Origin of the sequence: Rhodobacter capsulatus, assembly GCF_003254295.1 — a bacterium.
GTDB classification, from domain to species: Bacteria; Pseudomonadota; Alphaproteobacteria; order Rhodobacterales; family Rhodobacteraceae; genus Rhodobacter; species Rhodobacter capsulatus.
In genome coordinates this window covers 1-20,079 of record NZ_QKZO01000009.1, presented here as the reverse complement: position 1 = coordinate 20,079, position 20,079 = coordinate 1, and the positions used below count along the sequence as shown (strand labels likewise).

Sequence of the window (20,079 nt, the reverse complement as noted above, 5' to 3'; positions counted from 1 at the left end):
AGCGGCAGATCAAGGCAAACCAGCATGACTCAGACCATCAACCGCCCCGACATCTTCATCATCGGCACGATGAAGGGCGGGACCACCGCCTTGCACCGCATCCTGACCGAACATCCGCAGATCCATTCGGGCACGCAGAAGGAAATCCACTATTTCTCACTGAACTATGCGGAAGGCGACGACTGGTATCACCGCCATTTCGAGGGCCTGCCCGCCGGGCAGCATTATGTCGATGCCAGCCCGACCTATTTCGACGCCTGCAACACGCCGCTGATGCCGCGGCTGATCGACCGGTACAACCCGCAGGGCAGGCTGATCCTGATCACCCGCAACCCGATCGAGCGGGCGATCTCGCATTTCCGGCATCTGCAGGTGGTCAACAAGATCCCCGCGCTGATGGACATGTCGCCAGACATGTTCTTCGGCCGCGACCTTGCAAAGATGATGCCGGGCATCGGCGCCATTCAAAGCAACTACATGCATATCATCGGCTTCAGCCTCTACATGGCGAAGGCGCAAAGATTCGCGGGCATCTTCGGCGAGCGGCTGCTGGTGATCGACAACACGCAACTGCGCAACGATCCGAAAACGACGGTGCGGCGGATGTTCGAACATGTCGGCGTCGATCCGATCTGGGACGACAGCTTCGTCGAGATCAAGCACAGCAACAAGTCGACGCTGAAGGACATCTCGCAGGCGACCTATGACCGGCTGTTTCACATCATGCAGCCGGATTACGAGCGCTTCTGCACCGCTTTCGGGATCGACTGCGTCTGGCCGGACCTGGGCAAGTAAGCGCCGCCGTCGCGCAACCGGATCCTCCGGTTGCGGCCACCACATCAGAGCGGGTGCCGCCCCTGCGGCTCCGGCATTGTGCGACTGCGCGATCTGGCGACGCGATTCCGGGACACGATTCGGCTCGGGGGTGCGTTTCAGCGAGTCGAGCCGGGCGTTTGCGGCCGGTCGATCGGGGGGCACAGCCAGCCCGCACCCAGGGTCCGAAAAGGTCTTTTCGCAGGCGGCAAAGCCGGTCGCAACCAACCCTGGAAATGCAGGCTGAAAGGCGCCCGGCTCTCGCGGGGGGGGGGGGCGCTGCGCGAAGCGGGGGGCGGAAAAAACAGAAAGCCGTGCATCTCATTGAGATTGCACGGCTTGCCGTTGGAATGGTGCCCAGAAGAGGACTCGAACCTCCACGCCTTGCGGCACTGGTACCTGAAACCAGCGCGTCTACCAATTCCGCCATCTGGGCGTCTTCGTGAGCCGGGGTTTAGCCGGGCCCGCAGGGAGTGTCAACAGGGGTCGGCAAGAAAAATTTGACCGACCTGTCAGACGTCCTACCCTCTGGCCACGCGGGGCTTGTTTGACAGGGGCCCTGCGGCTAAATCTGTGCACGGCGGTATGCAATGGGGGCGGAAACGATGTCGAAACTTGTCACCATCTATGGCGGGTCGGGATTCGTGGGGCGTTACATTGCCCGACGCATGGCGAAGGAAGGCTGGCGCGTCCGCGTCGCCGTGCGCCGCCCGAACGAGGCGTTGTTCGTCAAACCCTATGGCGCCGTGGGTCAGGTCGAACCGGTCTTCTGCAACATCCGCGACGACGCCTCGGTACGGCAGGCGATGCAGGGCGCGGATGCGGTGGTGAACTGCGTCGGCATCCTGGTGAACGAGGGCCGCAACACCTTCATGGACGTGCAGGCCGATGGCGCCGGGCGGATCGCCCGTATCGCCGCCGAACAGGGCGTCGCGAAGCTGGTTCACATTTCCGCGATCGGCGCCGACAACGAATCGGACAGCGCCTATTCCCGCACCAAGGGCTGGGGCGAGCTGGCGGTGCTGAAATCCTTCCCCAAGGCGGTGATCCTGCGTCCCTCGGTGATCTTCGGGACCGAGGACGGGTTCTTCAACCGCTTCGCCGCGATGGCGAAATTCGGCCCGTTCCTGCCGATCACCGCGCCTTTGACGAAATTCCAGCCGGTCTATGTCGATGACGTCGCCGCCGCCGCCGTGCAGGGCATCCTGAGCGGGGCGGAGGGGGTCTATGAACTCGGCGGCCCCGATGTCGAGACTTTCGAAGACATCATGAAGCTGATGCTGGGCGTGATCGGGCGCAAGAACATCGTCATCGGCCTGCCGCAGGTCGTCGCCCGCACCACCGCGGCGATCGGCGACACCGTGCAATGGCTGACCGGCGGGCTGATCACCAACCGCATCCTGACCACCGACCAGCTGAAGAACCTCGGCCGTCACAATGTCGTGGGCAAGTGCGCGAAGACCTTTGCCGATCTGGGGCTGACGCCGACGCCGATGGCGGCGGTGCTGCCCGATTACCTCTGGCGTTTCCGCCCGCATGGGCAATATGAGGCGATCCAGGCTTCGGCCAAGAACGTGAAAAAGGTGTAAGTCTTGTCTTATCTGGCCGATGTCGTCCTGGGGGTGATCGAAGGGATCACGGAATTCCTGCCGATCTCCTCCACAGGGCATCTGCTTCTGGCCGAGGCCTGGCTCGGGGCAAGGTCGGACACCTACAACATCGCGATTCAGGCGGGCGCCATCCTGGCGGTGACGCTGATCTACTGGCGCCGGATCACCGGGCTGTTCCTCGGCCTTGGCCAGGCGGAAAACCGCGATTACCTGATCAAGCTTGCCGTGGCCTTCGGGATCACCGCGGTGCTGGGGCTGGTGGTGAAGAAGCTCGGCTTCGAGCTGCCTGAAACCGTGATGCCAATCGCCTGGGCGCTGGTGCTGGGCGGGATCTGGATGATCGTGGCCGAATGGCTGGCGGGCAAGAAGCCCGATTGCGCCACGATCACCCTGCGCGTCGCCATCGCCGTCGGGGTGGCGCAAATCATCGCCGGGGTGTTTCCGGGCACCTCGCGCTCGGGCGCGACGATCTTTGTCGCCATGCTGATGGGCACGACGAACCGCGCCGCCGCCACCGAATTCGCCTTCCTCGTCGGCATTCCGACGATGTATGCCGCCACCGGCTACGAGCTGCTGAAGACCTTCAAGGGCGACGGCCCGGCCGAGGACTGGACCGCGCTCGGCATCGGCTTTGCCGTCTCCACCGTGACCGCCTTCGTCGCGGTGAAATGGCTGCTGACCTACATCCAGTCGCATCGCTTCACCTTCTTCGCGATCTACCGCATCGTCTTTGGCGGCGTGCTGCTGGCCCTGGGCGCGGCGGGCGTTCTGGTCTGAGTTTCCAAAAGAACCGAATCACCGCCTTTTTGAACAAGATCCTTATCGGTTTTACGCTTTAGGTAAGCGATGCTGCCGTAATATTTCCCCTACAGCCCCCATCAAGGGGCGGTTGCGACGATAAATCCTCATTTAAGGTCACAACTGCTGACTTTTATTTTGATCGGACCGGGTGTAACAAGGCCTCCCGAATTGACCCCAGTGGGAGGCGCAGCCATGGCTCAGCAACGCATGCTCAAATTCGTCACGACGGCGAAAGAGACGCCGGAAAAACGCGATGCCACCGCGCGCACCCATGACTTCGACGAGATCTACGCCGAATTCGCCGATGCGAAGGCGGCGGAACAGGCGGGGCGGTGCAGCCAATGCGGCGTGCCCTACTGCCACAGCCATTGCCCGCTGCACAACAACATCCCCGACTGGCTGCGGCTGACCGCCGAGGGCCGTCTGGAAGAGGCCTATCAGGTCAGCCAGACCACCAACACCTTCCCGGAAATCTGCGGCCGGATCTGCCCGCAGGACCGTCTGTGCGAAGGCAATTGCGTGATCGAAAACTCGGGCCATGGCACCGTGACCATCGGCGCGATCGAGAAATACATCACCGACACGGCCTGGGAACGCGGCTGGGTGAAGCCGATCGCGCCTGCGATCGAACGCCCGGAATCGGTCGGCATCATCGGCGCGGGCCCCGGCGGTCTGGCGGCGGCCGACGTGCTGCGCCGGGCGGGGGTGCAGGTGACGGTCTATGACCGCAACGACCGCGCGGGCGGGCTGCTGACCTATGGCATCCCCGGCTTCAAGCTGGAAAAGGATGTGGTGATGAACCGCGTCCGCCAGCTCGAACTGGGCGGCGTCGAATTCGTGCTGAGCTGCAATGTCGGCACCGACATTTCCTTTGATGCGATCCGCGGCAAGCATGATGCGGTGTTGATCGCCACCGGCGTCTACAAGACCCGCGCGCTCACCGACCCCGGCGCCGATGCCAAGGGGATCGTCCGCGCCATCGACTATCTGACCGCCTCGAACAAGAAGAGCTTCGGCGATGACGTGGCCGAATTCGACGATGGCACGCTGAATGCCACCGGCAAGCGCGTGCTGGTGATCGGCGGCGGCGACACTGCGATGGACTGCGTGCGCACGGCGATTCGTCAGGGCGCGACCTCGGTCAAATGCCTCTATCGCCGCGACCGGGCGAACATGCCGGGCAGCCAGCGCGAAGTGACGAATGCCGAGGAAGAAGGCGCGGAATTCGTCTGGCTTGCGGCGCCGAAGGCGTTTTCCGGCAATCCGGTCGACAGCGTCACCGTGCAGCGGATGCGGCTGGGCGCCCCCGACGCCTCGGGCCGTCAAAGCCCCGAACCGATCGAGGGCGGCATCCATGAAGAACCCGCCGATCTGGTGATCACCGCGCTCGGCTTCGAACCCGAAGACCTGCCCGCCTTGTGGAATGTCTCGGCGCTGGAAACGACGCGCTGGGGCACGGTCAAGGCCAGCTTCGGCACCCATGCGACCTCGCTGCCCGGCGTCTATGCCGTGGGCGACATCGTGCGCGGGGCCTCGCTTGTGGTCTGGGCGATCCGCGATGGCCGCGAGGCCGGGGCAGAGATGGTGAAATACCTCGACGGCGCCGGTCGCGTCGCCGCCGAGTGATCCGCAATCCGCGAAAGGACAAAGCCATGCTTCGGCATCGGGCAGGTCTTGGGGGCATTCTGGCCGCGATCGGGGGGCTTTTCGCCGCCCTTCCCGCGGCGGCAGAGCCCAAATTCACCCCGCCGCCGGGCTGCACCCTGACGACCACGGTGCAGATGCATGCCTGTCAGGTGGCGAATTACTACACCTGCGCGGGCGATGCCCCGGGCGATCAATGGGTCTCCGTCGCCGATGGCGCGGGCGCGTTCTTCGTCAGCCATACCGATGCGGAAACCCGCTGGCTGGAATCGGTCAACCTGAAGGACGGCACGGTGGAAAAGCTGGATGCGGCAGCATCCGCGGACAATGCCTCGTTCAGCACGCTTCTGGCGACGGGCCGCGACGATTACGACTTCATCACCCGGACCAGCACCGGGCTGGTGCAACGCTTCAAGGGCTTCGACCAGCTGACCGGCGAAAGCACCAGCATCGACGGCGTTCCCCTTGAACGCTGCGCCTTCGAGATGGAGATCGAGGACGAGGCCGGCAACGTGGTCGCCACCCGCAAGGGGATGCAGGTGATCAGCCGACAGATGCGCGTCTTCTTTGCCCAGACCGAGACTTACGAAAACGGCTTCGGCGACAGGGTCACCACCACCGAAGGGCCGGTGACCTTCGCCTTTCCCGGCGACGCCGATTTTGCCGCCGCCACACCGCAATATGACTGCGACATGATGATGACCGATCTGTCGCTTGACCATCCCTCGAAGGAGGCCTTGAGATGACGAACTACGACGAAGCCTGGGTTGCCGCCGAGGAAGCCAAGCGCAAGTGGATGGACGAAAACGCCCTTTACAAGGCCGAGGATGAACATTCGTCCTGCGGCGTCGGGCTTGTGGTGGCGCTGGATGGCAAGGCCAGCCGCAAGGTCGTGGCCTCGGGCATCGACGCGCTGAAGGCGATCTGGCACCGCGGCGCGGTCGATGCCGATGGCAAGACCGGCGACGGCGCGGGCATCCATGTGCAGATCCCGGTGCCGTTCTTTTACGACCAGATCCGCCGCACCGGGCATGAGCCCGACATGGAAAAACGCATCGCCGTCGGGCAGATCTTCCTGCCGCGGACCGATTTCGGCGCGCAGGAACGCTGCCGCACGATCGTCGAGTCCGAAGTGCTGCGGATGGGGCACTACATCTACGGCTGGCGCCATGTCCCGGTGAACACCGGCGTTCTGGGCGAGAAAGCCAATGCGACCCGCCCCGAGATCGAACAGATCCTGATCCGCTGCGAAAAGGACATCGACGACGAGACTTTTGAGCGCGAGCTTTACGTGATCCGCCGCCGGATCGAGAAAGCCGCGATCGCCGCGCAGATCGCCGGGCTTTACATCTGCTCGCTGTCCTGCCGCTCGATCATCTACAAGGGCATGATGCTGGCCGAACAGGTGGCCGAATTCTACCCGGACCTGAAGGACGACCGCTTTGAATCGGCCTTCGCGATCTATCACCAGCGCTATTCCACCAACACCTTCCCGCAATGGTGGCTGGCGCAGCCCTTCCGCATGCTCGCCCATAACGGCGAGATCAACACGATCAAGGGCAACATCAACTGGATGAAAAGCCACGAGATCCGCATGGCCTCGACGGCGTTCGGCGATGCGGCCGAGGACATCAAGCCGATCATCCCGGCGGGCGTGTCGGATTCGGGGGCGCTGGATGCGGTCTTCGAGGTGATGGTGCGCTCGGGCCGCTCGGCGCCGATGACGAAAACCATGCTGGTGCCGGAAGCCTGGTCGAAAGCCACGACCGACATGCCGAAGGCCTGGCAGCACATGTATGCCTATTGCAACTCGGTGATGGAGCCCTGGGACGGTCCGGCGGCGCTTGCGATGACCGATGGCCGCTGGGTCTGCGGCGGGCTGGACCGCAACGGCCTGCGTCCGATGCGCTATGTGGTGACCGGCGACGGCATGTTGATTGCCGGGTCGGAAGCCGGAATGGTGCCGGTGGACGAAATGAACGTGCGCGAAAAAGGCGCGCTCGGGCCGGGGCAGATGATCGCCGTCGACATGCGCGAGGGCAAGCTCTACCACGACAAGGACATCAAGAACCGCTTGGCGAACAGCCAGCCCTTTGGCGATTGGGTCGAGAAGGTCATCGATCTGAACGCGATCCTGCGCGACGTGCCGGAACAGGCGGTCTACACCGGCGCCGAGCTGCGCAAGCGCCAGATCGCGGCGGGCTATTCGGTCGAGGAGCTGGAAAACATCCTCGCGCCGATGGCCGAGGACGGCAAGGAAGCCGTGGCCTCGATGGGCGACGACACCCCGCCCGCGGTGCTCTCGAAGCAATACCGGCCGCTGAGCCATTTCTTCCGGCAGAACTTCAGCCAGGTGACGAACCCGCCGATCGACAGCTTGCGCGAAAGCCGGGTGATGTCGCTGAAGACGCGCTTTGGCAACCTGAAGAACGTGCTCGATGAGGACGGCTCGCAGACCGACATCTGGATCCTCGAAAGCCCCTTCGTCGCCAACACCGAATTTGCGGCGATGATGAAGACCTTCGGCGCGAAAGTGGCGCAGATCGACTGCACCTTCCCGGCGGGCGCCGATCAGGAAGCCCTGCGCGAGGGGCTGGAGCGCATCCGTGCCGAGGCCGAGGATGCCGTGCGCTCGGGCGCGTCGCATCTTGTGCTGACGGATGAACATCAAAGCCCGTCCAAGGTGGCGATGCCGATGATCCTGGCCACCTCGGCGGTGCATTCCTGGCTGACCCGCAAGGGGCTGCGGACCTTCACCTCGATCAACGTGCGCGCGGCCGAATGCATCGACAGCCATTACTTCGCCGTGCTGATCGGCTCGGGCGCGACGACGGTGAACCCCTATCTGGCGCAGGACAGCATTGCCGACCGGATCGACCGCGGGTTGCTGGACGGCACGCTGGAAGACGCGCTGCGCCGCTATCGCGATGCGATCGACGCCGGGCTTTTGAAGATCATGTCGAAGATGGGGATCTCGATCATCTCGTCTTATCGCGGCGGTCTGAACTTCGAAGCCGTGGGGCTGAGCCGCGCCATGGTCGCCGAATATTTCCCCGGCATGCAAAGCCGGATCTCGGGGATCGGCCTGCACGGCATCCAGCGCAAGCTGGAACAGGTGCATGGCAAGGGCTGGCTGGGCGGTCAGGACGTGCTGCCGATCGGCGGCTTCTACAAGGCGCGGAAAACCGGCGAGAAACACGCCTGGGAAGCGCAGACCATGCACATGCTGCAAGCGGCCTGTGACCGGTCGAGCTTCGATCTGTGGAAGCAATATTCCGCGATGATGCGGGCCAATCCGCCGATCCACATTCGCGATCTGCTCGACATCAAGCCCTTGGGCCGTCCGGTGCCGATCGAGGAGGTGGAAAGCATCACCGCGATCCGCAAGCGCTTCGTGACGCCGGGGATGTCGCTGGGCGCGCTCTCGCCCGAGGCGCACAAGCTCTTGAACGTCGCGATGAACCGCATCGGCGCCAAGTCCGACTCGGGTGAGGGCGGCGAGGATCCGGCGCATTTCGTGCCCGAACCGAACGGCGACAACCCGTCGGCGAAGATCAAGCAGGTGGCTTCGGGGCGCTTTGGCGTCACCGCCGAATATCTGAACGCCTGCGAAGAGCTGGAAATCAAGGTGGCCCAGGGCGCCAAACCCGGCGAGGGCGGCCAGCTTCCGGGCATGAAGGTGACCGAACTGATCGCGCGGCTGCGGCACTCGACCAAGGGCGTGACGCTGATCTCGCCGCCGCCGCACCATGACATCTACTCGATCGAAGATCTGGCGCAGCTGATCTATGACCTCAAGCAGATCAACCCGCGCGCCAAGGTGACGGTGAAGCTGGTGGCGTCTTCCGGCGTCGGCACGATCGCGGCCGGTGTCGCCAAGGCGAAAGCCGACATCATCCTGATCTCGGGCCACAACGGCGGCACCGGGGCGAGCCCCGCGACCTCGATCAAATACGCCGGTCTGCCCTGGGAGATGGGCCTGACCGAGGCGCATCAGGTGCTCGCCATGAACAACCTGCGCGAGCGGGTGACGCTGCGCACCGATGGCGGTCTGCGCACCGGGCGCGACATCGTGATGGCGGCGATGATGGGGGCCGAGGAATACGGCATCGGCACCGCCGCGCTGATCGCGATGGGCTGCATCATGGTGCGTCAGTGCCAGTCGAACACCTGCCCGGTGGGCGTCTGCACGCAAGACCCGAAACTGCGCGCCAAATTCACCGGCACGGCGGACAAGGTGGTGAACCTGATCACCTTCTATGCGCAGGAAGTGCGGGAACTGCTGGCCTCGATCGGCGCGCGCTCGATGGATGAAATCATCGGCCGGGCGGATCTTCTGACGCAGGTGAACCGCGGTTCGGCCCACCTGGACGACCTTGACCTGAACCCGCTTCTGATCACCGTCGATGGCTGGGACAAGATCGTCTATGACCGGTCGAAACCGCGCAACTTCGTGCCCGACACGCTCGATGCCGAGATCATCAAGGATGGTCACCGCTTCTTCGAGGACGGCGAGAAGATGCAGCTCTCCTATGCCGTGCGCAACACCCTGCGCACGATCGGGACGCGGGCCTCGAGCCACATCGTCAAGAATTTCGGGATGCGCAACGCGCTGCAACCCGATCATCTGACGGTGAAGCTGACCGGCTCTTGCGGCCAGTCGCTGGGCGCTTTCGCGGCGCAGGGGCTGAAGCTGGAGGTTTCGGGCGATGCCAACGACTATGTCGGCAAGGGGCTCTCGGGCGGCATCATCGTCGTGCGCCCGCCGATGTCCTCGCCGCTGGTCGCCGCCGAAAACACGATCATCGGCAATACCGTGCTTTACGGCGCGACCGATGGCTATCTCTTCGCGGCGGGCCGGGCGGGCGAACGCTTTGCCGTGCGCAACTCGGGCGCCAAGGTGGTGGTCGAGGGCTGCGGCTCGAACGGCTGCGAATACATGACCGGCGGCGTTGCGGTGATCCTTGGCCGGATCGGCGCCAACTTCGGCGCGGGCATGACCGGCGGCATGGCCTATCTGTATGACCCGGAGAACCTGGCCGAGGATTACATGAACCTTGAGAGCCTGGTGACCTGCGGTCTGGGTCATCCGCATTGGGAAGCGCAGCTGAAGGGCCTGATCGAACGGCACGCCGTCGAGACCGGCTCGGCCAAGGCCAAGGCGATCCTTGCGAACTGGGAGGCCGAGCGGAAGAACTTCCTGCAGGTCTGCCCGAAAGAGATGCTGGTGCATCTGCCGCATCCGCTGAGCGATGAACCCAGGGCGGTTCCGGCCGAGTGATCGGGCGCACATGACAGGGGGGCGGGGTCCGGCGACCCCGCCCTTTCGCATTCGGGCGCGGCTTGACCGGCTCCCCCGGGGCATGACAGATGGCGCAATGGCGGCACGCAGGAAACAACCGATCAAAGCGACGATTCCCCCGGGGCGTGCCCGCTCGGTCGGGGCCATGCTGCGCGCGCCCTTGCGCTTTGCCGGGGCCTGGACGGCGCGGATCAGCCTCGGCATTCTGGCCGCCTATCTGGCGCTGATCGTGCTTTATGACGTGCTGGACCCGCCGACGACCTTCACGATGTGGAGCGAGAAGCAGCGGCTGGGCAAGCTCGATCAGGAATGGACCGATTTCGAGGATATCGCCCCGGTGATGGCCCGCTCGGTCGTGGCGGCCGAGGATGCGAATTTCTGCACCCATTGGGGCTTTGACATGGGGGCGATCCGGCAGGCGATCGACAAGGGCGCCAATCGCGGCGCCTCCACGCTGTCGCAACAGGTGACGAAGAACGTCTTCCTGTGGCAGGGCCGCAGCTGGCTGCGCAAGGCGCTCGAAGCGCTTCTGACGCCCGCGGTCGAGGCGGTCTGGACCAAGCGGCGCATTCTGGAAGTCTATCTGAACGTTGCGGAATTCGGCGAGGGCGTGTTCGGCGTCAATGCCGCCGCCTTCCATTATTTCCGCACCACCCCGGCGAAACTGACCCCGCGACAGGCGGCGCTGCTGGCCGCGGTGCTGCCCGATCCGAAAGATCGCAACGCCGCCCGGCCCTCGCGTTATGTCTCGAAACGGGCCAATCAGATCGCCGATGGCGCCGCCACGATCAAGGCCGATGGCCGCGCGGAATGCTTCAGCCGCTGACCCGTCAACAGGATAGACAGGTGCCCCTGCGGCAGCTAGGCTGATGCCATGCTGGTGGTGACGCAATTGGGTGGTGGCGCAATTGATCGCATTCGGGAGGGTTCTGGTGATGATGGGCGCAGGTCTTGCCCCCGTCCAGGTCAATGCTGACCCGGGCCTTGCCCTGAGCTGCCTGCCGCAGACCGCCGAGGTGGCGGATCTGTGCGGGTTGCTGCAGGAGGTGATCGCGACCAGCCTGCCGGACCGCAAGGTCGAGTTGGTCGGGGCCGAAACGCCTCTGGACATGACAACCGCTGTTCGGCTGCATGTCGAGCGGCTGAAGAAAAACGGGATTGCCGCGCATCTGGAATGGCGGCACCCCGGCGAGGACTGGAAAACGGGCGAGACCAGAGCGCTCAGCGTGATGGATCGCGATTTGAACGCACGCATGATCAGCGGGTTCTTTCAAAGCCTTTGGGACGCAAGCCCGATTGCCCGATAGGCCTGCCTGAAGAATTGGGGAAGGGAATACACCGATGACACGACAGATCAGCGAATTTTTGCGCGCTGCGGCAGCAGACCCCGTTCATGCGGCGGTGAACGAGGGCGCAGATGCCGGTGCCGGCACCAGCACGGGCTACACGATGGGCTTGGGCGACACGTTCAACGGGACGATCTCGACCTCGGGCGACCGGGACGGCGTGCGGATCAACCTCGTGGCGGGGCAAACCTATCAGTTCACCCTGAACGGCGTCACGCTGACCGACCCCTCTCTGCGACTTTATGATGCTGCGGGCAACGAGATTGCCTACAATGACGATTATTCCAACAGCCCCAATTCGCAGATCACCTTCACCGCGACCGCGTCGGGGACGTATTTCCTCGAGGCGGCGGGATATAGCTCCTATATTGGCAGCTATGCGCTGACGGCGGCCCAGGTGGTCCCGGCGTCGCTTGACACTCTGGCCGATTATCTGGTGAACGGCTTCTGGGAGAGCAATGGCGAGCAGGCGCGCCGCTTCGACACCACGTCGGACAATGTCATCACCGTCGATCTGCACAACCTGACGGCGGACGGCCAACAGCTGGCGCGCTGGGCGCTGCAGGCCTGGTCCGCCACGGCCAATCTCGTCTTCGTCGAGACGACCGGCACCGCCGACATCGAATTCGACGATTCCGATGATGGCGCCTATTCGACCTCGAACACCACCGGCACGCGGATCAACAGTTCCTTCGTGAACATCGACACCGCCTGGATCGCCAATTACGGCACCACGATGGACGGTTACAGCCTGCAGACCTACATCCACGAGATCGGGCACGCGCTGGGTCTGGGCCATCAGGGCGCCTACAACGGGTCGGCGACCTATCCCGACGATGCGACTTTCGTCAATGACAGCTGGCACCTGTCGATCATGTCCTATTTCGACCAGAACGACAACACGACGACGGGCGTGTCCTTTGCCTGGGTCATGTCGGCGATGATGTCCGACATCATCGCGATCCAGTCGATGTATGGCGCCTCGACCACCACCACGGGCAGCACGGTCTATGGCCGGAATTCGAACGTCGGCGGCTATCTGGAAACGCTGTTCGACAGTCTCGTGGCGGGCACTTCCGCGACCTATGGCGGCGATCCGGTGACGATGACGATCTATGATGCCGGTGGCCGCGACACCATCGATTTCAGCTTCTCGAACGTCAACCAGACCCTCAATCTGGCGCCCGGCAGCTTCTCGAACCTGGCCGGTCTGGTGGGCAATCTCGGCATCGCCCGCGGCACGGTGATCGAGATCGGCGCCACCGGCAACGGCAATGACCTGATCATGGGCAACAACGCGAACAACACGCTGATGTCGCGCGGCGGCAATGACACTTTGCGCGGCGGTGCCGGCAATGACAAGCTGGACGGCGGCGCCGGCAACGACTTCATCGACGGCAGCACCGGGCAGGACACGCTGATCGGCGGCGCCGGTCAGGACACGTTCCTGTTCAACGTCGCGGTCACCGCGGCCAATGCCGACATCATCACCGATTTCCGGGTCGTCGATGACACGATCCGGCTCGACCGGTCGTTCTTCACCGGCATCGCGGCCACCGGCACGCTGACCGCCAATGCCTTCACCAAGAACACCTCGGGTCAGGCGACCGATGCGCTCGACAGGATCATCTACGAAACCGACACCGGCGCGCTCTGGTATGACGCCGACGGCACCGGCGGCACGGCCCGGGTGCTTGTGGCGACGCTTGGCACCGGCCTTGCGATGACCAACGCCGATTTCTTCGTGGTCGCCTGAGGGCGCAGCGCGGCTTGCAGCTTGACGGCAGACGGGCATCCCCCGTCTGCCGTTTTTCGTCAGCCTTGTCTGCCTGCGGTGGAAATGACATTGTGACGACAGTGGGCGGAGACCCCGAAAGAGCAAGTCATGTGGCCAGATCGTGAAACCAGTCGCAGCATCGGCGCGGCCGTGCCGTCGGCGCGGGGGTTTGCGGCGCTGTTCGGAAAGCGCCGCCCTGTCACGATCCGCTGGCTGGCCGCCCTGCGCGCCAGCACCGGGGGCTTTCGCGCCCCGATCGGCCGGACCGCAGCCAAAGTCGCAAGAGGAATCCTGCATATGAGTATCGAACCCTTTCCGCCCGGCGGAAGCGGCCCCGACAGCCTGTCCGTCGAAAACGGCATCCTGCGCGGCCGCGATGGCTGGTTGTTCCTGTGGGACGGCTCCAACGACGTGAGCCGCTACTACACTGACCCGGGATATTTCGGGGCCCCGGAACTTGCGGGCTGGGTGACGCTGCTGCGCGCCCGCGCGGCCCGGTGCGCGCAGATCGGGGCGCAGTATCGTCACCTTGTCGTCCCCGACAAGATCTCGGTCTATCCGCAGCACCTGACCGCGCCGCTGCGCTATTTCGATCAGCACCCGGGGGCGCGCTTCGCCCGGGCCTTTCCCGATGACACGCTTTGCGTCGACATCCTGCCCGACCTGCGCGGCACGCGCGGCGACTGGGCGGCCCGGGTCGAGCCCGGCGGCGGCGAGGCCGAGGGCTCGGACAAGTTCTTCTTCAAGACCGACAGCCACTGGACCTTCGAGGGCTGTCAGGTCGCCTATCTGCGGCTGTGCGAAAGCCTGGGCGTCACGCCTTGCGACCTGAGCAAGGCCCGCCCCGGCCCGGGCAAGGAGATGGTGCTGGATCTGGGCGCGAAACTGTCGCCGCCGGTGCTGGAACATGCGCGTTTCGGCCGGGTGCTGCGGCAGGCGAAGCGGCAGGCCGACAACGAGATGGTGCGCTACAACGAAAGCGAGGGCCTGGCCAAGGGCACGCCGCGCTTCGTCGGCTGCATGGTGCACAACCACAACGACCAGCCGCAGGCGATCGCCAAAAGGGTTGTTCTGTTTGGCGATTCCTTTTGCGAATTCCGCCCGCATCTGCTGACGGCGATGCTGTCGGAAACCTTCCGCGACGTGCATTTCGTCTGGTCGACCAGTCTGGACTGGGATTTCATCGCGGCGCTGAAGCCCGATATCGTGATCACCGAAATCGCCGAGCGTTTCGTGAACCGGCTGCCGAAGGATGATTTCCGCGTCAGCCTCGATTGACCGCGCCGCCCGGCGCCGTCTGCGACCTGCGGCCCCCCGGGGCAGGCCGCGCAACGCGCCGGGGCATCCGTCAGGACGCCCCGGCCCTTGTCCTCAGTTCCCGCCTTCGCCGCCCGGGGCGAAATAGTCGCGCGTCAGCTTGACGATGATCGGCGACAGCAGCAGCAGCGAAATCAGGTTCGGGATCGCCATCAGCGCATTGAGCGTATCCGCCACCAGCCAGGCGAAATCGAGGCTCAGCGTCGCGCCGAAGAAGACCGCGACAGTCCACAGCACCCGGAACGGAATTTCGCTGATCGTGCCCAGCAGGAATTCCCAGCATTTCTCGGCATAATAGGCCCAGCCAAGGATGGTGGTGAAGGCAAAGAGCGCCAGACAGATCGTCAGCACATATTTGCCATAGCCCGGCATCGCCGCCTCGAAGGCCGAGGAGGAGAGCATCGCCCCGGTCTCGCCGCTGGTCCAGACGCCGGTGACCATGATCGCAAGGCCGGTCAGCGTGCAGATGATGATCGTGTCGATGAAGGTCCCCATCATGCCGATCACGCCCGAGAACACCGGGTTCGAGGTCGAGCCCGAGGCCTGGGCGATCCCGGCGGTACCAAGGCCCGCCTCGTTCGAAAAGATGCCGCGGGCCACGCCCTTCTGGATCGCCATGATGATCGTCGCGCCAAGGAAGCCGCCCGCCGCGGCGGTGCCGGTGAAGGCATCGGTGACGATGGTGGCAAAGGCCGCGGGGATGTTTTCGGCGAAGATCACCAGCACGAAGGTGACGGCGACCAGATAGACGACGGCCATGAAGGGCACGATCCGTTCCGCGACCGCACCAATGCGCCGGATCCCGCCCAGCACGACCAGACCGGTGACGATCGTCAGCACCGCCCCGGTGATCCAGGTCTCGATGCCGAAGGAATTCTGGATCGCGCCCGCAATGCCGTTGGCCTGCACCATGTTGCCGATGCCGAAGCCCGCAAGGCCGCCAAAGAAGGCGAAGGCAGTGGCCAGCCAGCCCCAGTTCTTGCCCAGCCCGTTCTTGATCGCGAACATCGGGCCGCCGACATGTTCCCCCTTGTCGTCGACTTCGCGATATTTCACCGCGACGACCACTTCGGCATATTTCGTCGCCATGCCGACAAAGGCGGTGACCCACATCCAGAACAGCGCGCCGGGGCCGCCGACCGCGATGGCGGTGGCGACGCCGGCGATGTTGCCGGTGCCGATGGTCGCCGAAAGCGCGGTCATCAGCGCCGCGTAGGGGGTGATTTCCCCCTCCGAATCTGCGCCGGGCGTACGGCTTTTCCAGATCATCCGGAAGCCGTAGGCCAGCTTGCGCAGCGGCATGAAGCCCAGACGCAGCTGAAGGAAAAGGCCGGTGCCGAGGATCAGCATGATCATCGGCACGCCCCAGACGATCCCGTTCAGCCAGTTGAAGAAGTTATGAATCAGTTCCAAACGCCAGTCTCCTCTCTGCCCCTCGCACCGCCGTCTTCACCGGGAACACGGGCAGGTGTGCGACGCGCGTCGCATCGCCGGGATCTTGTGCTGTTGTTCGCGGCCCTCTCCTACGGTCGCAGCGGACCGAAGATCAACCCGGCGTTTCGACGCTGCGCCGCCGCCGACGCCCGCGCGGGCCGGATCTGATGCGGCGAAGGGCCCCGCCCACGCCCTCTCGCCTGCCCCGAGGGGCCATCGGGCCGCCGCGGCAGCTTGCCTCTTGACAAAATTACTCGGAATTCCTTTCTATCGCGCAGGCCCCGGGTCGGGGTCGCTTTGCCCAGCATGTCGCCAGGTCACTCCCGCAAGGTGAAAGGTTCGACATGCCCGCGTTTCCCCTCTCTCCTGCCCGGTGCCCGGCATGACCGCGGCGCTGGCGCGTCTGGCGGCCCCGCCCGCGGTCGAAAGCTTTTTCGCCACGATCGGCGCCGATCCGCTGTCTTGCGCCTTTCCGCGCAAGGGCGGCGCGCATCCGGGCGGGCCGATGGCGCCGGTGCCCGCGGCGCAGCTGGCCACCGAATGGGACCGGCTGATGGCCACCCCGCGCAGCCGCCGCGCGGTGGCCTATGTCCATATCCCGTTTTGCGAAAACCATTGCCTGTTTTGCGGCTTTTATCAGAACCCCTGGCGGGCGGATCTGGGCACGGCCTATGTCGATGCGCTGATCGCGCAGCTGACGGGTTTTGCCCGGCACCCGGCGCAAGAGGGCCCGCCGCTGCAGGCGGTCTATCTGGGCGGCGGCACGCCCACGGCGCTCTCTGCCCCCGACATCGCCCGGCTGGTCCGCGCCATCCGGCGCCATCTGCCGCTGGCACCCGATTGCGAAATCACGCTCGAAGGCCGCATCCATTCCTTTGGCACGGACAAGGCCCGCGCGGCCTTTGACGCCGGGGTGACGCGGGTCTCGCTGGGGGTGCAAAGCTTCTCGGATGCGATCCGCCGCCCGCTCGGCCGCAAGGCCAGCCGCGCCGAGATCTTGCAAGCCTTGCAAGAGCTTGTGGCGCTCGATCAGGGCGCGGTGATCGTCGATCTGATTTATGGCCTGCCCGGCCAGAGCCCCGAGGATGTCGCCGCCGACGTGCGGATCTGCGCCGATCTGGGGCTCGACGGGCTGGACCTTTACGCGCTGAACCTGATCCCCGGCACACCGCTTCTGACCGCGATCGAGAAGGGCAAGAAACAGGTGGCCGCCCCCGACCAACTGGGCCATTTCTTCGCCGCGGGCGAGGCCGCGGCCGAGGAAATGGGCTGGCGGCCGATTTCCACCTCGCATTGGCAGGGCAGCCTGCGCGAACGTTCGGCCTACAATCTGGCGGTGAAGAGCGGGGCCGATTGCCTGGCCTTCGGCGCCGGTGCAGGCGGCTTTCTGGGCGATCTGAGCTTCCGGCTGACCCCCGATCTGGGCCATTACGCCGGGCAGGCGGCGGCGGGCACCGGGCTGGTGGCCGGGATGATGCGGCAGGCGGCCAGCGCCCCCGTCGCCCAGGCGATCAAGGCGGGGATGGAGCGCGGCCTGCTCGATCTTGCCCGCGCCGAGGCCGCGCTGCGCATGCTGGTTCCCGGGCCCACCCAAAGCCTGACCGATCATTTCGCGCCGCTTCTGGCGCAGTGGCAGGCGGCCGGGCTCTGGGCGCCGCAGCACCGTTTTTACCGGCTGAGCCGCGCCGGACGGTTCTGGCAGGTACCGATGACCACCCGCCTGCTGGGCTGGCTGGCCCACCACCCCGACCTTTCCCGAAACTGACGGAGACACAGATGACCCGGACGATTGCCGAAGCCCTGGCCGCCACGCCCCATGCCGCGCTGGAAGACATTGCCCGCGCGGCCAATGCCACGCCGCTGGCGGTGCTTGCCGCGCTGCCCGCGGGCGAGGTGACCGCCCTGCCCGGCGCGCTGATGGTCGAGGTGCTCGATGCGATGGCGGGCTGGGGCGAGATCACGCTTGTCGTCAACACCGGCCCGGTGATCCTCGAGGCGAAAGCACCGCTGCAGGGCGGCACGGTGGCGCAGGGGATGTACAATTTCAAGGGCAAGCCGATCGGCGGCCATCTGCGGATCGAGGCCTGCGCCTGCGTCGCCTTCGTGCGGCGCAAGCTTTTCGGCAGCGAAACCCGCTCGGTGCAGTTTTACGACACGACGGGCGACTGCATGTTCAAGGTCTATCTGGGCCGCGATGCGTCGCGCCAGATGCTCCCGGCGCAGATCGAGGCCTTCGACGCGTTGGAAAGCCGCCTGTGCGAGGGGGTCGCATGAGCAAGCCTTTGGCCGGGCGGCATCTTCGCTGTTCGGTGCAGGCCTTTGGCTGCGCGCATCGACCTTGAGCAGCAATCACCATCAATGCTTCTCGATGTGAAGTCACAAGACCCAACTGCAATCATGAACGTTCCCTTCTGGGCTTGGAAAGACAAGCAAAAGAAGGTGATGGAAATCCTCCATGCTCATCGGCATGGGGAAGAACTCAAATGGCCCTGGCCGCTTATGCGGGACGTCTTGCCATTTTGCCAAGCAGCTTTTGGAGGCGGTATTGTTGAGATCGCGCCGCGCTTCATTCCAATTGACAACATACCAGCCTTCACTGAGGCCGAACGTCGAATCTACATGACGGCCACACTGGCTGACGACGGTACCGGCTCTGTTATGTGGTTTGACAAGCAGTATGATAAATCGTGCTCAGCCGTTCCGATAATGGTCCATAAGATGACCAAGCCAGAGAATGCTGCGACACTTCACCCTGATACTAGGATCATCACAGAGGAGAAACTTGATCTCCTGATCGCCCGGCTGAAGTCATACTCGGTTGCTGTAGGTGATAAGGGCGGGTTCACGGAACCGGCGACGATTGCAAAGCAGCTGGATCATTTCGGCCTCACAGCTGCAAAGTTCGTTGGCCAGTTTACAGTCAAAGGTAGCTAACTAGACCGGTAAGTTGGCATGTTTAGCCGCCATGAGGCCCTGCTGGGGCTGATCGAGGACGAGGCTGAGGGGCTTGAGGCGGCCGATTAGGCCGCCTTTCCTGTCAAACGCGTTCGTTTGCGGTTTGCGCGCGGTCTGCGTGCTGCGGGGCTACTATTCCGCTGTTTTCGCACGCGGTTTTCGTCCGTTTGTTGACCTATTGTTGACCCGCGGTTTCGACAGCAAAAAGCCCCGCTGGATGGCGGGGCGCATGTAGTTGATCTAGCTAGTAGATTTTGGTTGCGGGGGCAGGCAACCGCCGTCAATTGCCCGCGCTCGCGTGCAAAGTCTAAAGACTACGACCAAGAGCTAAATCCGACGTAAGGCATTGATTTAAAATTTTATTCTCAGGGCGCCCAAATGCTGACTGAACGAAAGGGTTATCGCTTGGATGAGCATCTTGTCACTCTTCTCCGTCAAATCTTCGGCTTCAACAAGACGAAACATCGATCCGTCCGGTGCTTCTACCAGCCACGCCGGGCGAAGAGGCTCTGTCGGATTGCAGCATTGTGCGAAAGCGGCCACTCGCGTCTCGTTCTGCGGAGCGACGGTATGTGCAGGAAACGGACCCATTATTCATGACGGCGCTTCGCGCATGATCGACCTACCCGGCCCATTAGCTACCGCCCGAGCCGCGCGGATGCTGCGCTGCGGCATTCCCTGAAGCGGTCCTTCGATGCTTGCTGCAGAAATTTTGCCTTCGAAGCGGCAACGATGCGGACTGACCTGCCCCCCCGGTCGTCCCTCGTTCATAACGAGAGTCCTTGGGTTTGATAGTGGTCGGTTTCGGATTGCTCAAGCGCTCGGCGCGCTTCTGCCGGGGTCTGATTGCCCAGCGAGGAATGCGGCCTGACGTGGTTGTAGTCGTAGCGCCACAAGGCCAAGGTGCGCCGGGCATCGGCGAGGCTGTCGAAGATCTCCTCGTTGAGGCATTCGTCGCGTAGACTGCCGTTGAAGCTCTCGATAAAGCCGTTTTGCTGCGGCTTGCCGGGGTCGATGTAGTGCCACTCCACCTTGTTGACGTTCGCCCATTTCAAAATCGCCTTGCTTGTGAACTCGGTT

15 protein-coding genes and 1 tRNA gene are annotated in these 20,079 nt (G+C 64.1%); 13 read left to right on the top strand and 3 right to left on the bottom strand.

All coding sequences use genetic code 11. The features are described from left to right. The first annotated feature begins 24 nt into the window (after positions 1–24). Positions 25–795, top strand: a complete 771-nt coding sequence (locus LY44_RS13335) for a sulfotransferase family protein (protein WP_055211206.1) — start codon at positions 25–27, stop codon at positions 793–795. Between the two features lie 369 nt (positions 796–1,164). Here LY44_RS13335 and LY44_RS13330 read toward each other — a convergent pair. After that, positions 1,165–1,249, bottom strand: a tRNA-Leu gene (locus LY44_RS13330). Positions 1,250–1,418: 169 nt separating this feature from the next. Between LY44_RS13330 and LY44_RS13325 the strand changes: the two genes are divergently transcribed. From LY44_RS13325 to LY44_RS13285, 9 genes are all read left to right on the top strand, one after another. Further along, positions 1,419–2,402: a complex I NDUFA9 subunit family protein gene (locus tag LY44_RS13325; protein WP_055211238.1), complete on the top strand. Its 984-nt coding sequence runs from the start codon at positions 1,419–1,421 to the stop codon at positions 2,400–2,402. Between the two features lie 3 nt (positions 2,403–2,405). Then, entirely contained in the window at positions 2,406–3,200 is a 795-nt protein-coding gene (locus LY44_RS13320; RefSeq protein WP_055211208.1) for an undecaprenyl-diphosphate phosphatase, read from the top strand. A gap of 216 nt (positions 3,201–3,416) precedes the next feature. Then, positions 3,417–4,850, top strand: a complete 1,434-nt coding sequence (locus LY44_RS13315; RefSeq protein WP_055211210.1) for an NAD(P)-dependent oxidoreductase — start codon at positions 3,417–3,419, stop codon at positions 4,848–4,850. 26 nt (positions 4,851–4,876) lie between these two features. Beyond that, the gene (locus LY44_RS13310; protein ID WP_055211212.1) at positions 4,877–5,614 is read left to right on the top strand and encodes a hypothetical protein; all 738 of its coding nucleotides are present in this window, start codon (positions 4,877–4,879) and stop codon (positions 5,612–5,614) included. After that, on the top strand, positions 5,611–10,149 hold the full coding sequence (gene gltB / locus LY44_RS13305; protein ID WP_055211213.1) for a glutamate synthase large subunit: 4,539 nt from the start codon (positions 5,611–5,613) through the stop codon (positions 10,147–10,149). The genes LY44_RS13310 and gltB overlap by 4 nt, the downstream gene beginning before the upstream one ends. 97 nt (positions 10,150–10,246) lie before the next feature. Further along, positions 10,247–10,996: a monofunctional biosynthetic peptidoglycan transglycosylase gene (mtgA, locus tag LY44_RS13300; RefSeq protein ID WP_055211241.1), complete on the top strand. Its 750-nt coding sequence runs from the start codon at positions 10,247–10,249 to the stop codon at positions 10,994–10,996. Between the two features lie 82 nt (positions 10,997–11,078). Next, complete coding sequence (locus tag LY44_RS13295; RefSeq protein ID WP_146707246.1) at positions 11,079–11,477, top strand: hypothetical protein; 399 nt, start codon at positions 11,079–11,081, stop codon at positions 11,475–11,477. Positions 11,478–11,511: 34 nt separating this feature from the next. Next, positions 11,512–13,272, top strand: coding sequence for a M10 family metallopeptidase C-terminal domain-containing protein (locus LY44_RS13290; protein WP_055211217.1), 1,761 nt, complete (start codon positions 11,512–11,514; stop codon positions 13,270–13,272). Between the two features lie 318 nt (positions 13,273–13,590). Next, positions 13,591–14,571 carry an alginate O-acetyltransferase AlgX-related protein gene (locus tag LY44_RS13285; RefSeq protein ID WP_160320064.1) on the top strand — a complete coding sequence of 327 codons (981 nt, stop codon included), beginning with the start codon at positions 13,591–13,593 and terminating at the stop codon, positions 14,569–14,571. Between the two features lie 93 nt (positions 14,572–14,664). Here the strand turns inward: LY44_RS13285 and LY44_RS13280 are convergent, their stop codons facing one another. Next, positions 14,665–16,023 carry an alanine/glycine:cation symporter family protein gene (locus tag LY44_RS13280; RefSeq protein ID WP_055211221.1) on the bottom strand — a complete coding sequence of 453 codons (1,359 nt, stop codon included), beginning with the start codon at positions 16,021–16,023 and terminating at the stop codon, positions 14,665–14,667. Positions 16,024–16,426: 403 nt separating this feature from the next. Here LY44_RS13280 and hutW point away from each other — a divergent pair, with 403 nt between their 5' ends. Genes hutW through LY44_RS18155 form a run of 3 tightly spaced genes read left to right on the top strand, consistent with a single transcriptional unit; the run spans position 16,427 to position 18,978 of the window. After that, a complete protein-coding gene (gene hutW / locus LY44_RS13275; RefSeq protein WP_055211223.1) occupies positions 16,427–17,809 on the top strand; it encodes a heme anaerobic degradation radical SAM methyltransferase ChuW/HutW in 1,383 nt (460 codons plus the stop codon). Positions 17,810–17,820: 11 nt separating this feature from the next. Further along, positions 17,821–18,318, top strand: coding sequence for a heme utilization cystosolic carrier protein HutX (gene hutX, locus LY44_RS13270; protein ID WP_055211225.1), 498 nt, complete (start codon positions 17,821–17,823; stop codon positions 18,316–18,318). Positions 18,319–18,363: 45 nt separating this feature from the next. Continuing rightward, positions 18,364–18,978, top strand: a complete 615-nt coding sequence (locus LY44_RS18155) for a hypothetical protein (protein WP_188323870.1) — start codon at positions 18,364–18,366, stop codon at positions 18,976–18,978. A gap of 788 nt (positions 18,979–19,766) precedes the next feature. Here LY44_RS18155 and LY44_RS13260 read toward each other — a convergent pair. Next, positions 19,767–20,079: integrase core domain-containing protein (locus LY44_RS13260; RefSeq protein ID WP_146707245.1), on the bottom strand; the 313-nt coding region annotated here is incomplete at its 5' end.